This is a genomic window from Streptomyces sp. NPDC059524, from assembly GCF_042749255.1.
GTDB lineage: Bacteria > Actinomycetota > Actinomycetes > Streptomycetales > Streptomycetaceae > Streptomyces > Streptomyces xanthii.
Window position 1 is genome coordinate 5,600 of record NZ_JBHYTK010000044.1, and the last position, 12,616, is coordinate 18,215.

At 74.0% G+C, this 12,616-nt stretch carries 14 protein-coding genes; 4 read left to right on the plus strand and 10 right to left on the minus strand.

Going from position 1 to position 12,616, the window contains the following annotated elements; translation table 11 throughout:
* Positions 1–184 (plus strand): hypothetical protein (locus ACFW9D_RS15140; RefSeq protein ID WP_384622022.1); only part of this gene is annotated, 184 nt, incomplete at its 5' end.
* Positions 185–279: 95 nt separating this feature from the next.
* Here the strand turns inward: ACFW9D_RS15140 and ACFW9D_RS15145 are convergent.
* Together ACFW9D_RS15145 and bldG are read right to left on the minus strand one after the other, a co-directional pair.
* A complete protein-coding gene (locus ACFW9D_RS15145; RefSeq protein ID WP_188338228.1) occupies positions 280–717 on the minus strand; it encodes an ATP-binding protein in 438 nt (145 codons plus the stop codon).
* An 82-nt stretch (positions 718–799) separates the two neighbouring features.
* A complete protein-coding gene (gene bldG, locus ACFW9D_RS15150) occupies positions 800–1,141 on the minus strand; it encodes an anti-sigma factor antagonist BldG (protein ID WP_003975386.1) in 342 nt (113 codons plus the stop codon).
* A gap of 289 nt (positions 1,142–1,430) precedes the next feature.
* Between bldG and ACFW9D_RS15155 the strand changes: the two genes are divergently transcribed.
* Entirely contained in the window at positions 1,431–3,710 is a 2,280-nt protein-coding gene (locus ACFW9D_RS15155) for a DEAD/DEAH box helicase (protein ID WP_384622026.1), read from the plus strand.
* Here ACFW9D_RS15155 and ACFW9D_RS15160 read toward each other — a convergent pair.
* The 7 genes from ACFW9D_RS15160 to ssd all read right to left on the minus strand — a co-directional run bounded on the left by ACFW9D_RS15160 (position 3,697) and on the right by ssd (position 8,941).
* Positions 3,697–4,107: an Rv3654c family TadE-like protein gene (locus tag ACFW9D_RS15160; protein ID WP_384622099.1), complete on the minus strand. Its 411-nt coding sequence runs from the start codon at positions 4,105–4,107 to the stop codon at positions 3,697–3,699. The genes ACFW9D_RS15155 and ACFW9D_RS15160 overlap by 14 nt on opposite strands.
* 176 nt (positions 4,108–4,283) lie before the next feature.
* A complete protein-coding gene (locus ACFW9D_RS15165) occupies positions 4,284–4,634 on the minus strand; it encodes a TadE family type IV pilus minor pilin (RefSeq protein ID WP_384622029.1) in 351 nt (116 codons plus the stop codon).
* Complete coding sequence (locus ACFW9D_RS15170; protein WP_317453324.1) at positions 4,621–4,758, minus strand: DUF4244 domain-containing protein; 138 nt, start codon at positions 4,756–4,758, stop codon at positions 4,621–4,623. The genes ACFW9D_RS15165 and ACFW9D_RS15170 overlap by 14 nt, the downstream gene beginning before the upstream one ends.
* Before the next feature lie 191 nt (positions 4,759–4,949).
* Positions 4,950–5,762, minus strand: coding sequence for a type II secretion system F family protein (locus tag ACFW9D_RS15175; protein ID WP_384622033.1), 813 nt, complete (start codon positions 5,760–5,762; stop codon positions 4,950–4,952).
* 67 nt (positions 5,763–5,829) lie between these two features.
* The gene (locus ACFW9D_RS15180) at positions 5,830–6,681 is read right to left on the minus strand and encodes a type II secretion system F family protein (RefSeq protein WP_384622035.1); all 852 of its coding nucleotides are present in this window, start codon (positions 6,679–6,681) and stop codon (positions 5,830–5,832) included.
* A complete protein-coding gene (locus ACFW9D_RS15185; protein ID WP_188338223.1) occupies positions 6,678–7,847 on the minus strand; it encodes a TadA family conjugal transfer-associated ATPase in 1,170 nt (389 codons plus the stop codon). The genes ACFW9D_RS15180 and ACFW9D_RS15185 overlap by 4 nt, the downstream gene beginning before the upstream one ends.
* Positions 7,844–8,941, minus strand: coding sequence for a septum site-determining protein Ssd (gene ssd, locus ACFW9D_RS15190; RefSeq protein WP_384622038.1), 1,098 nt, complete (start codon positions 8,939–8,941; stop codon positions 7,844–7,846). The genes ACFW9D_RS15185 and ssd overlap by 4 nt, the downstream gene beginning before the upstream one ends.
* Positions 8,942–9,506: 565 nt before the next feature.
* On the opposite strand from ssd, the gene ACFW9D_RS15195 reads away from it, so the two are divergent.
* Positions 9,507–10,358, plus strand: a complete 852-nt coding sequence (locus ACFW9D_RS15195) for an HAD family hydrolase (protein ID WP_384622041.1) — start codon at positions 9,507–9,509, stop codon at positions 10,356–10,358.
* A 328-nt stretch (positions 10,359–10,686) separates the two neighbouring features.
* On the opposite strand, the gene ACFW9D_RS15200 is transcribed toward ACFW9D_RS15195, so the two are convergent.
* Positions 10,687–11,511 (minus strand): oxidoreductase, encoded by an 825-nt coding sequence (locus ACFW9D_RS15200; protein ID WP_384622043.1) that lies wholly within the window; start codon positions 11,509–11,511, stop codon positions 10,687–10,689.
* Positions 11,512–11,612: 101 nt separating this feature from the next.
* Here ACFW9D_RS15200 and ACFW9D_RS15205 point away from each other — a divergent pair, with 101 nt between their 5' ends.
* Complete coding sequence (locus ACFW9D_RS15205) at positions 11,613–12,602, plus strand: ATP-binding protein (RefSeq protein WP_384622045.1); 990 nt, start codon at positions 11,613–11,615, stop codon at positions 12,600–12,602.
* Positions 12,603–12,616 lie beyond the last annotated feature (14 nt).

The following is a 12,616-nucleotide window of genomic DNA, read 5'->3' on the forward strand; positions in this document are numbered from 1 at the left end:
TTGGGGCGCGACCAAAAAAAAAAACACCCTCCCCGCCAAAATTTCTCCGCTAGCGCCCCCTCAAATAACACATAACCACAAACAAGGCATTATCGGCCCCATTTCACGATCATCAAAGAATTCGACCCGGAAAGAGTTCGACAGGAAAGACCGGCAGGAAAGATCGGCGGGAAAGATCGCCTGAAGGCCCGCCGAAAGGATCGACGAAAGATCCAGAAACGAAAGAAAGCCCTGCTCACCGCGCGGGTGAGCAGGGCTCGCTGTCTTCGTCGCCGTCGGTCAGACGGGCGACTCCTCCGGGTCCGGCGCGGTCGGCCAGCTCATGCGGATGAGGCCGCCGCTCTCGTCGGCGGTGACCTCCACGTCGTCCACGAGGCCGCTGATGACCGCGAGACCCATGTCGTCCTCGCCGTCCTCGGGCTCGCCCGCACCGCCGCCCGCGGACGCCACCGCGACCGCCGCGGCCCGTGGCGCCTCGTCCCCGACCTCGATGGAGAACTGCTTCTCCTCCTCGATCAGGGCCACGCGCACCGGGGCTGTCAGGCCGCCGCTCCGATGGAGCCCGACGGCGCGGCTGCACGCCTCACCGACGGCGAGCCTGACCTCGTCGAGCACCGCCTCGTCCACGCCCGCCCTGCGCGCCACCGCGGCCGCCACGAGGCGGGCGGTCCTGACGTGCTCGGGAAGAGGACTGAAGCGAAGTTCGACGGTGGCCATGCATCCCCTCCGAAGTACGGGCGTGCTCGGGGAGACCGGGCCGGCCTGGGCCGCCCGGTCCCCTGACTCTCTCGAGACCGGCTCAGTCGGTCGCCGCTACGGCTTCCTCGACCGAGGTGTGGATCGGGAACACCTTGGTCAGACCCGTGATCCGGAAGATCTTGAGAATGCGCTCCTGGTTGCAGACCAGGCGCAGCGAGCCCTCGTGGGCGCGCACACGCTTGAGACCGCCGACCAGCACGCCGAGCCCGGTGGAGTCGAGGAAGTCCACGCCCTCCATGTCGACGACAAGGTGGAAACTGCCGTCGTTCACCAGCTCGACCAGCTGCTCGCGCAGCTTGGGCGCGGTATACACATCGATTTCGCCACCGACCTCGACGACCGTACGATCGCCGACGGTACGGGTCGACAGGGACAGGTCCACGGATCCTCCAGCACCTTGCTAATCGAGCGGTCGCCCCTCGGGGACACCTCGGCATGATCCCCCGGGACGGTTCGCCAGCCGCGATGGCATTCAATCACTTACCGGCAGGCGTGCACGACGCCTTGGAACATTGTCCGTCACGCCAGTGACACACTCGGAGCCGATGGCCAAGAATCACCGATCCGAACGACCTGCGGCGTCCACGGGCTCCCGACCCTCTCCCGGGGCGGTCCTGGAGCGGCTCGCCTCGGGTCCGAGCAGGGCTGCGCGCATCACCCATACGGAGCACTTGCCCCCTCGCGCGGGCCGTCATGCCGTGTGGCCGGACCGGATCCGCGCCGAGGTCGTCGCCGCCGTGCAGAAGGCCGGAATCGATCATCCGTGGGCCCACCAGGCGCTCGCGGCGGAGCACGCGCTCGACGGCGAGTCGGTGGTCGTCGCGACCGGAACCGCCTCCGGCAAGTCCCTGGCATACCTGGTCCCGGTCCTCTCCGGGCTGCTCGACGGCTCCGAGGCGCCGAACGGCCGCGGGGCCACCACGCTGTACCTCGCGCCGACCAAGGCGCTCGCGGCGGACCAGTGCCGGTCGGTGAAGGAACTTTCACAACCGCTCGGCGCGATCCGTCCCGCGGTCTACGACGGCGACACCCCCTTCGAGGAACGGGAGTGGGTCCGCCAGTACGCCAACTACGTCCTCACCAACCCTGACATGCTGCACCGCGGGATATTGCCGTCCCACGCCCGCTGGTCCTCCTTCCTCAAGGCCCTGAAGTACGTCGTCGTCGACGAGTGCCACACCTATCGCGGCGTGTTCGGCTCGCACGTCGCCCAGGTTCTGCGCCGGCTGCGCCGCCTGTGCGCCCGCTACGGCTCCGAACCCGTCTTCCTGCTCGCCTCCGCCACCTCGGCCGACCCGGCCGCCTCAGCGGGCCGTCTGACGGGCCTGCCGGTCGTCGAGGTCGCCGACGACGCCTCACCGCGCGGCGAGCTCGTCTTCGCCCTCTGGGAGCCGCCGCTCACCGAGATGCAGGGCGAGAAGGGCGCCCCCGTGCGGCGCACCGCGACCGCCGAGACGGCCGACCTGCTGACCGACCTGACCGTCCAGGGCGTCCGCTCCGTCGCCTTCGTACGGTCCCGGCGCGGCGCCGAGCTGATCTCGGTGATCGCCCAGGAGCGGCTCGCCGAGGTCGACCGCTCCCTCGTCCGGCGTGTCGCCGCCTACCGGGGCGGCTACCTCCCCGAGGAACGCCGCGCCCTCGAAGCCGCCCTGCACTCCGGCGAACTCCTCGGCCTGTCCGCCACCACCGCCCTCGAACTCGGCATCGACGTCTCCGGGCTCGACGCCGTCGTCATCGCCGGCTACCCCGGCACCCGCGCCTCCCTCTGGCAGCAGGCCGGCCGCGCCGGACGCTCCGGGCAGGGCGCCCTCGCCGTCCTCGTGGCCCGCGACGACCCGCTGGACACCTACCTCGTCCACCACCCCGAGGCCCTCTTCGACCAGCCCGTCGAGTCGACGGTCCTCGACCCCGACAACCCGTACGTGCTCGCCCCGCACCTGTGCGCCGCGGCGGCCGAACTCCCGCTCACCGCACCGGACCTGGACCTCTTCGGCCCTGCCACCACCGAGCTGCTCCCGCAGCTGGAGGCCGCGAAGCTGCTGCGGCGGCGCACGAAGTCCTGGCACTGGACGCGCCGCGAGTCCGCCGCCGACCTCGCCGACATCCGCGGCGGGGGCGGCAACCCGGTGCAGATCGTCGAGGCGAGCACCGGCCGGCTCCTCGGCACCGTCGACGCGGCGTCCGCGCACACCACCGTCCACGACGGCGCCGTCCACCTCCACCAGGGCCGCACCTACGTCGTCCAGCACCTCGACCTCGACGACAACGTCGCCCTCGTCGAGCCCGCCAACCCCACGTACTCCACCACCGCCCGCGACACCACGGCCATCTCGGTCCTGGAAACGGACGTCGAAGTCCCTTGGGGCGACGGCCGGTTGTGCTACGGCTCGGTCGAGGTCACCAACCAGGTCGTCGGCTACCTCCGCCGCCGTCTCATCACCGGCGAGGTCCTCGGCGAGACCAAACTCGACCTCCCTCCCCGCACCCTGCGCACCCGCGCGGTGTGGTGGACGGTCACCGAGGACCAGCTGGACGCCGCCCGCATCAACCCCGAGATCCTCGGCGGCGCCCTGCACGCCGCCGAACACGCCTCCATCGGCCTCCTCCCGCTCTTCGCCACCTGCGACCGCTGGGACATCGGCGGCGTCTCGATCCCGCTCCACCCCGACACGCTGCTGCCCACGGTCTTCGTCTACGACGGCCACCCCGGCGGGGCGGGCTTCGCCGAGCGGGCCTTCCACACGGCCAGGGAATGGCTCGCCGCCACGCGCGAGGCGATCGCCTCCTGCGAGTGCGAGGCCGGCTGCCCGTCCTGCATCCAGTCCCCCAAGTGCGGCAACGGCAACGACCCCTTGCACAAGCGCGGCGCGATCCGCCTCCTCTCCGTCCTCCTCCAGGGCGCGCCCACCCAGCCGGACGCGCCCCAGCCCGCGGTGCCTACGGGGGACTAGCCGGCCCTGGTTCCGTAGGTGCGGGCTCCGGCGATGTGGTCCCGCCGGGGAGCGGGCCGGCCGTCGAGCCCGGTTCGGGATCGGGTCCCGGTCCCGGCGGTGTCCCGGGGCGCGGCCCCGAGGGGCCGGCTCTGGAACGGACCTCCGCCGCGAACGGGCCCCGGCCTGCCGCCGCGACCACCTCCGCCACCTCCCCGCGCACCGCACAGCTCACGACCCTGGCCCCCTGCGCCCCGGCCACCCGCCCGGCCAGGTCACACGCGTCGGTACCGCCCTTCATCCAGTGGCCCGCCGCCGCCAGCGCCGCCAGGTCGGCGGCGCCGCCCGCCCGGTGCCGGGCCTGAACCGCCTGCCCCAGAGCGAGCACCACCCCGAACACGGCCCCGACCGCGGCCATCGCCACGACGACCCACACCGTCGCCGACCCCCGGTCGGCCCGCACCCGCACCCCCGTCCACCGCCCGCACGGCCCCGCCCGACCCCATCGGGTCCGGCCGTCCTGTCCCGCCCGCACCGGACCCACCCCGCGCCGAACGGCCCGCCGCTCCGGCCCCACCTCGTACCGCCTTCTCCTCACGCCGCCCCCACCGTCTCCTCGGCCGCCGCGACCGCCTCCGCCCTCAGGTCCGCGGCGAGCGGTCCGGGACCGGCCGACCGGGCCGACACCGTCACCCGCACCAGATCGCCCCTCACCGACACCCTGACCCCGCGCCGGGGCGGCCCCCCCCCCCGCGCCGCCGCCCGTGCCGCGCGCTCGGGCTCCTCCGGGGCCCCGGCGCGGGCACCGGCCCGCGCCGCGTCCACACACCGGATCTGGCCGGAGACCGCGAGCAGCCCCCAGACCAGCGCCAGCGTGAACCCCACCAGCACGGGCAGCACCACGGCCGCCTCCGCCGTCACGAAGCCCCGGTCAGAACGACCCATGGAGCGCCTTCCCCACCAACTCCTCCAGCGCCGACATCACGGCCCCGCTCGTCATCACCTTGTAGAGCAGCCCGGCGAAGCCCACGGCCGCGAGGATCCCCACCGCGTACTCGGCGCTGACCATCCCGGCGTCCCGTCGCGCGGCCCGCACGGACCGCGCCCACCGCCGCACCCGCAGGCCGACGCCACGCCCCGCTCCCCGGCTTCCGCGGACCTCATGACGACCGCCGCACGCACCACACCCACTGCACTCACCGCATCCACGGCTCATCACAACCCCCTTGAACACCACGTTCGTTCACCTCTCGAACCCCGTCATCGACCAACCCCTCCGCCCAGCACACCTCCCGTCAGCCCGATCACCACGGGCAGCACGCCGATCGCCAGGAACGCGGGCAGGAAGCACAGCCCCACCGGCGCGGTGATGATCACCGCCGCCCGTCGCGCCAGCGCCGTCGCACGCCTGCCCCGCTCGGCTCTGCACTCCGCGGCGAACCGGGCCACGGGCACCGCCGCCGGCGCCCCGGACTCCCCGGCCCGCTCCAGGAGCCGCACGAGACCGCCCGCGCCGGGCAGTGCCGCCAACTCCCGCCAAGCCGTGGCGGCTTCACCGCCCAGGCGCACCTGCGCCGCACCCCGCGCCAGCCCTCGCCCCACAAGCCCGCCCAGCGACTCCCCGACCGCCCGCGCGGCCCCGACGGGATCCGCGCCGGCCGCCAGACAGGCCGCCAACAGCTCTGCAGCGAGGGGTAGTTGCCGCACCACCTCGGCCCGTTCCTCCGCGCCGAGCGCCTCCCCCGAATCGACCGCCGACCCCGCGCCTCTCCCCCGGCCCCGCCACCACTCCACGCCCGAGGCCAGGACCAGCCCGGCGAACACCCCCGCCACACCGCCGACCAGCGCATATCCGGCACACCCCGCCCCGGCCACCGGCCCCCACCGCCGCACACCCGCCGGCATCCGCATCCGCCGCCGCCCCCGCGACTCGGCGGCGGCCACCTCCAGAACCGCCCGCACCCGCCGCCGCAGCGCCCTCGCCCGCAGCCGTCCCTCCACCCCGTACGCCACCCACACACTCAGTCCGGCGGCACACAGCACCACCCCCAGCCTGTGGACAACTTCTTCCATCGGTCCGACCCCACCGGACGTCCCGAACACCCCGAGCACATCGACCTCCATCACCCCGGCCACTCCCTCAACCCCGCTCCGCCCCGCGCACGATCCGCACCGCCCACCACAGCCCCGCCGCCTCCAACGCCCCGCCCACCACCAGGCACCCGATCCCCGGCCCGCTGTGCAGCAGCACCCGGAGCGGACGGGCCCCGAGCAGGGAGCCGAGCAGCAGGCCGATCACGGGAAGCCCCGCGAGCATCACCGCCGTCGACCACGGTCCCGCCAACTGCGCTCTCAACTCGGACCGTTGATCCCGCTCGGCGCGCAGCGCGTCCGCCAGCCGGTCGACCCCGACGGCGAGGCCCGCGCCCCGGTCCACCGCCACCCGCCAGCACGCGGCGAGCCCGTACAGCCCCTCGGCGCCCGGCTCCCCGGCCGCCGCGCCCAGCGCCCCGGGGACGTCACCGCCGAACCGCGCCGCGGCCACGACCGCCGCCCCGCCGGGCGCCTGCGACTCCCGCACGGCGACCGTGAGAGCCGCTCCGGGCTGGCGCCCCGCGCGCACCTCTCCGGCGAGCAGCTCGCACAGCCGGATCACCGCGTCGCCCCGCCGCTCCCGTGCCCGCCGCGCGTCCCGCGTCCTGCGCGCCCGCGCCGCCCCGGGCACCGCGGCGACCCCGAGCACGAGGGGCAGCGGCGAGGCCCCGAGCAGGGCGACGACCAGCCCGGCCGCCGCGCACGCCCACTCGGGGCGCGCCCCCAGCCAGGCCCGGCACCGCCCGATCCCCGGCCACCGCACCACCGACGCGGCGCCGCCCGCCTCCGCTTCCGGCCCCAACACCGCGCGCACCCTGCGCAGTTCACCGCTCCGCGTCCGCACGGCCCAGGCCACGCTCAGCACGCCGAGCAGCGCCACCACCACGACTCCGCTCACGCCGGCTCCCCCCGCATCCCCAGCAGCTCGCGCAGCCGCGCCCAGCCGGGCCCGGGCACGAACCCCCGCTCGCCCCACTCCAGCGCGGAAACGGTCCGCACCCAGCCCTGCGGGTCCCGCTCCAGTACGTGGACCTGCGCGACCCGCCGCCGACCGCCCCGGTCCCGTACGAGGTGGAGGATCACCGAGACGGCCGCCGCGAGTTGGCTGTGCAGTGCGGGGCGGTCGAGTCCCGCCGCCGTGCCGAGCGCTTCGAGGCGGACGGGGACGTCGCTCGCCGCGTTGGCGTGGAGCGTGCCCGAGCCTCCTTCGTGCCCGGTGTTGAGGGCGGCCAGGAGGGAGACGACCTCAGGACCGCGCACCTCGCCGACCACGAGCCGGTCGGGGCGCATCCGCAGGGCCTGGCGGACCAGGTCGTCGAGACCGACGGCGCCCGCGCCCTCCTGGTTGGCCGGCCGGGCCTCCAGGCGCACCACGTGCGGGTGGTCGGGGCGCAGCTCGGCCGAGTCCTCGGCGAGGACGATCCGCTCCTGCGGCCCGATCAGGCCCAGGAGCGCGCTGAGCAGCGTCGTCTTGCCGCTGCCGGTGCCGCCGCTGATCAGGAACGAGAGGCGGGCGTCGAGCAGGGCCCGTACCACCCGGTCGCCGCCCGGCGGCACCGTGCCCGCCGCCACCAGTTCGTCCACGGTGAAGGCCCGGGGCCGTACGACGCGCAGCGACAGACAGGTGCAGCCGACGGCGATCGGCGGCAGGACGGCGTGCAGGCGGGTCCCGTCGGGCAGGCGGGCGTCCACCCAGGGGCGGGCGTCGTCGAGGCGGCGCCCCACGACCGCGGCGAGCCGCTGGGCCAGCCGGCGCACGTCCGCGGCGCTCTCGAAGCGCACACCCGCCGGCTCCAGGCCGCCGCCCCGGTCCACCCAGACCCGGTCCGGCGCCGACACCAGGACGTCGGTCACCGCGGGGTCGCCGAGGAGCGGCTCCAGCGGGCCCGCGCCCACCAGCTCCGAGCGGAGCCGGCCGGCCGCGCCGAGCACCTCGGCGTCGCCCAGGATCCGGCCCTGGGCCCGGAGCGCCTCGGCGACGCGTGCGGGGGTGGCCTCCGCCCCGTTCTCGGCGAGCCACTGGCGGACCCCGTCGAGCATGCGGGCCCCGACGACGGCGGTCATGCGACGCCCCCGGCGTCCGAACCGACGGCGACGCGGTCCCAGAACTGGGTCGCGAACCGCCCGAGCGGGCCGCCCACTCCTGGCGGTTTGCCCGCGAAGACTCCGGTGTCCAGGGGCAGTTCACCCGCGAGCGGGAGGCCGAGCAGCCGGGCCGTCTCGTCGGCGCCGAGCGCGGCGGTGCCCCGTACGGGCGCGATGATGACCCTCAGGTCGCGCAGCACCATGCCGACGGCGCCCGCCATCCTGCGGGCCGCCGCGACCGCGCGCAGCTCGGGCGGGACGACGAGCAGCCCCACGTCGAGCTGGGCCAGCGCCTCCACGGAGCCCGCGTCGATCCGGCGCGGCAGGTCCACGACGACGGTGCCGCCCCTGCGGCGTGCCGCGGCGAGCACCGCGCGCACGGCCTCCGGGGGCACCGCCGCCAGATCGCCCCGGTCCCAGCTGAGCAGCCGCAGACCGTGCAGCGCAGGCAGCGACTCCTCCAGGGCGGTGGCGCCGACGCGGCCGCGGGACTGGGCGAACGCCGGCCAGCGAAGGCCGTCCGCGGCCTCGCCGCCGAGCAGCACGTCGAGCCCGCCGCCCAGCGGGTCCGCGTCGACGAGCAGCGTGCGCCGCCCGGCCCGCGCGGACGCCACGGCGAGCGCGGCGGCCAGGGTGGAGGCCCCGGCTCCGCCCCGGCCCCCGAGCACCCCGATCGTGAGGGCGGGCCGCCCCACTCCCTCGGCGACGTCGGCGATCCGGTCCATCAGCCACTGCTCGCCGTCCGGGAGCATCAGGACGTGGTCGGCACCGATCTCGACGGCGCGCCGCCACACCCCGGGGTCGTCCTGGTCCCGGCCCACGAGCACCACCCCGTGCCGGCGGGGAGCGCCGCGCAGCCGGTCGGCCGCGTCGTCGCCGACCAGGACGAGCGGCGCCCCCTCCCAGCTGCCGCGTCCTCCCGGCGCCCCGTGTCCGACCTCGGGCCGCACCCCGGCCGCCGCGCACAGCCGCAGCAGGTCGTCCAGGAGCCGTAGGTCCTCCGTCACGATGAGCGGCGCCCGCCCTCGCGCCCCGGTGTCCCGCACCGGATCCTGCGCACTCGTCCCCGTCATGGTCCGATCCCCCTCTCTCCGCGCCGCCCGCACCCGCGGGCGATCCGCACCACCGCCAAGCCCGGTCGGCGCGGCGCCGGACACCGGTCGCTCCGCACCGCTCGGCAATGCCGGACCGGCCGTCGGACCGGCCCGGAACTCCGCGTGCGGAATCACCCTGCGGCGATCTCGGAAATCGTGTGGATCTTGGACAATTCCTGTGGACACGAGAACGCTTGTGGATATCTCGCTCACCCCAACAGGTGAACACCGCGAGATCAGGCCTGAGCTTCCCGCACAGCAGCCCGGAGGTCACACAGCGTGACGGAACGACGAAGTGCCGCCAGCGGCGTCGAGGCCGGGCGGCACGGTTGAACAGAGAAGGAAGAGGGCTCGAAAACGGGTCCGGACATGCGACGACCCCCGCCGGGGGGGAGAGCGGGGGTCGTCCCCACGGTCCGACTCGGGGGGGGAGGAGCCAGACCGGGTTAGCACGGTCGCGAACGATCCGTGACTTCCATGGTGTACCCGAGAGCCTTCTCAGGCAAACCCACGCGCCCGAGCTTACGCCGAATGGTGGGCGCCTATGCTCGAGCTCGTGGAAAACCCCTCCTTGACCCCCTCCATGCCTCGCGCGGCGGCGTTCTTCGACCTGGACAAAACGGTCATTGCGAAGTCGAGCACGCTCACATTCAGCAAGTCGTTCTATCAAGGCGGGCTGATCAACCGGAGGGCCGTGCTGCGGACCGCGTACACGCAGTTCGTGTTCCTCGCCGGCGGCGCCGACCACGACCAGATGGAGCGGATGCGCGAGTACCTCTCGGCGCTGTGCCGCGGCTGGAACGTGCAGCAGGTGAAGGAGCTCGTCGCCGAGACCCTGCACGATCTGATCGACCCGATCATCTACGACGAGGCCGCGTCCCTCATCGAGGAGCACCACACCGCGGGCCGCGATGTCGTCATCGTCTCGACGTCGGGAGCCGAGGTCGTCGAGCCGATCGGCGAGCTGCTCGGCGCGGACCGGGTGGTGGCGACGCGCATGGTCGTCGGCGACGACGGCTGCTTCACGGGCGAGATCGAGTACTACGCCTACGGGCCGACGAAGGCCGAGGCGGTCGAGGAGCTCGCCCGCACCGAGGGATACGACCTGTCGCGCTGCTACGCGTACAGCGACTCGGCGACGGACGTGCCGATGCTGAGCGCGGTCGGGCACCCGTACGCGGTGAATCCGGACCGCGCGCTGCGCCGCGAGGCGATCGCGCGCGAGTGGCCGATTCTCGACTTCCACAAGCCGGTTCGGCTCAAGCAGCGCCTGCCGCACCTGTCCGCGCCGTCCCGCCCGGCGCTCGCCGCGGCGGTCGCGATCGGCGCCGCGGCGGCCACCGCGGGCCTGGTCTGGTACGCGAGCCAGCGCCGCGCCCGAATGCGTCCTATTTGAACCTAAAAGTAAAGAAGTGTGGCCAGGACTACCGCTCTCTGCGGGTCTGGAGTACAAAGGAGTCAACGGCCCGCGAGACCAAGGACATCCGAGAGGATCACCTTCAAACGCAACCAAGGCCCCACGGACCGAAGCATGAACACAGGGCACCCACGCGACGTCGACCCGTCGATTACGGGCCAGCCGCACCAGGTGACGGGCAAAGTTCCCGACCTGATGGGCAACAGATATCGAGGACGCTTGGTAACCCGGTGGACATGCCAGCGGCGGTACGAGGACTCGTACCGCCGCAACCCGTTTCCGGGGCCTTTTCCTCCGGGGATTCCCGTCAGGCGGCGCCGCGCTGGAGTGCTTCGCAGACCGCGGTCGACTCCCTGACCCCGAGCTCAACGGCCTTGCCGCAGTGGGCGATCCACGCCGCCATGCCCTCCGGAGTGCCGGAGGCGTAGCCGTCGAGCGCCGCCGCGTACTGCGCGCGCCCGAGCTCCGCGTGCCCCACCTCGGCGGGACAGATCGACTTCGGGTCGAGACCGCTGCCCACCAGGACGATGCGCTCGGCGGCGCGCGCCACCAGGCCGTTGTACGAGCCGAAGGGGCGCAGCGCCTGGAGCTCGCCGTGCACCACGGCCGCCGTCACCAGGGCCGGCGCCTCGCTGCCCGCGATGATCAGCTGGGCCAGGCCGTCGAGCCGGCCCGCCACCTCGTCGGCGCCCGGCAGCGGCAGCTCCACGAGCGGCTCGTCGACCGGCTCGCCCGCCTGCCGGGGCCGGCCCACCGCGTCGCCCTTGTCGGCCGCCGCGACCAGGTGCAGCCGCGCGAGGACGCGCAGCGGCGACTGCCGCCAGATGGAAAGGAGTTGGCCCGCCTCCGCGGTGAGCCGCAGGGCGGCGCCGACCACGGGCGCCTCCGGATCGCCGTCGCCCCCGCTGAAGTCGGTGCGCCGGCGCACCTCCTCGAGTGCCCAGTCGGCGCCCGAGAGCGCCGCGCTGCCCCGCGCGCCGCGCAGCGCGGCCTCGGAGGTGACCTCGTTGCTGCGGCGGCGCATGACCCGGTGCCCGTAGACCCGGTCCACGGCCTTGCGCACGGAGGCCACGGAGTCGGCCACGCCCGGCAGGTCGGCCAGCGCGGCGAGGGGGTCGGCTGTCGTACTCATGCGTACGACCCTACGGGCCGTGGGGCGCCGCCCCACGAAGGAGTGGTCTTCTTCACGCCGGGGCGACACGGAACGCGACGCTCCCACTACGCTTCGTGAACATGAAGATCGCTTTCGTGGGGAAGGGCGGCAGCGGCAAGACCACGCTGTCCTCGCTCTTCATCCGTCACCTCGCCACCACCGGATCGCCGGTCGTCGCCGTCGACGCCGACATCAACCAGCACCTGGGCGCCGCGCTCGGCCTCGACGAGGACGTCGCGGCCGAACTGCCGGCGATGGGTGCGCGGCTGCCGCTCATCAAGGACTACCTGCGCGGTTCGAACCCGCGGATCGCGTCCGCCGACACGATGATCAAGACGACGCCGCCGGGCGAGGGCTCGCGGCTGCTGCGGGTGGGCGAGAACAATCCGGTGTACGACGCCTGCGCCCGGCGGGTGGAACTCGACGGCGGGACCGTCCGTTTGATGGTCACCGGCCCGTTCACCGAAGCCGACCTCGGTGTCGCGTGCTACCACTCCAAGACCGGAGCGGTGGAGCTGTGCCTGAACCACCTGGTCGACGGCCAGGGCGAGTACGTGGTGGTCGACATGACCGCGGGCTCCGACTCCTTCGCCTCCGGCATGTTCACCCGCTTCGACATGACGTTCCTCGTCGCCGAGCCGACGCGGAAGGGGGTCTCGGTCTACCGCCAGTACAAGGAGTACGCCCGGGACTTCGGCATCGCCCTGAAGGTCGTGGGGAACAAGGTGCAGGGCGAGGACGACCTCGACTTCCTGCGCGCGGAGGTCGGGGACGACCTGCTCGTCACCGTCGGGCACTCGGACTGGGTGCGCGCGATGGAGAAGGGCCGCCCGCCCCGCTTCGAGCTCCTGGAGGAGGCCAACGCCGGGGCGCTCGCCACCCTGCGGGCCGCCGCCGACGCCACGTACGAGGCGCGGGACTGGGGGCGGTACACGCGGCAGATGGTCCACTTCCACCTGAAGAACGCGCAGAGCTGGGGGAACGAGAAGACGGGGGCCGACCTGGCGGCGCAGGTCGACCCCGACTTCGTGCTGCGGGAGAGCCGGCCGAGCGTGGGCGCCACGGCCTGACGGCTCAGGGCCGG

Excerpts from the sequence above, each read along its gene's own strand:
- ACFW9D_RS15195 (WP_384622041.1), top strand. The coding sequence starts at position 9,507 with ATGCTCGAGCTCGTGGAAAACCCCTCCTTGACCCCCTCCATGCCTCGC.
- ACFW9D_RS15165 (WP_384622029.1), bottom strand. The coding sequence starts at position 4,634 with ATGGGTCGTTCTGACCGGGGCTTCGTGACGGCGGAGGCGGCCGTGGTG.
- ACFW9D_RS15200 (WP_384622043.1), bottom strand. The coding sequence starts at position 11,511 with ATGAGTACGACAGCCGACCCCCTCGCCGCGCTGGCCGACCTGCCGGGC.
- ACFW9D_RS15160 (WP_384622099.1), bottom strand. The coding sequence starts at position 4,107 with ATGGCCGCGGTCGGGGCCGTGTTCGGGGTGGTGCTCGCTCTGGGGCAG.
- ACFW9D_RS15185 (WP_188338223.1), bottom strand. The coding sequence starts at position 7,847 with ATGACCGCCGTCGTCGGGGCCCGCATGCTCGACGGGGTCCGCCAGTGG.
- ACFW9D_RS15175 (WP_384622033.1), bottom strand. The coding sequence starts at position 5,762 with ATGGAAGAAGTTGTCCACAGGCTGGGGGTGGTGCTGTGTGCCGCCGGA.
- ACFW9D_RS15145 (WP_188338228.1), bottom strand. The coding sequence starts at position 717 with ATGGCCACCGTCGAACTTCGCTTCAGTCCTCTTCCCGAGCACGTCAGG.
- ACFW9D_RS15170 (WP_317453324.1), bottom strand. The coding sequence starts at position 4,758 with ATGGTCAGCGCCGAGTACGCGGTGGGGATCCTCGCGGCCGTGGGCTTC.
- ssd (WP_384622038.1), bottom strand. The coding sequence starts at position 8,941 with ATGACGGGGACGAGTGCGCAGGATCCGGTGCGGGACACCGGGGCGCGA.
- ACFW9D_RS15205 (WP_384622045.1), top strand. The coding sequence starts at position 11,613 with ATGAAGATCGCTTTCGTGGGGAAGGGCGGCAGCGGCAAGACCACGCTG.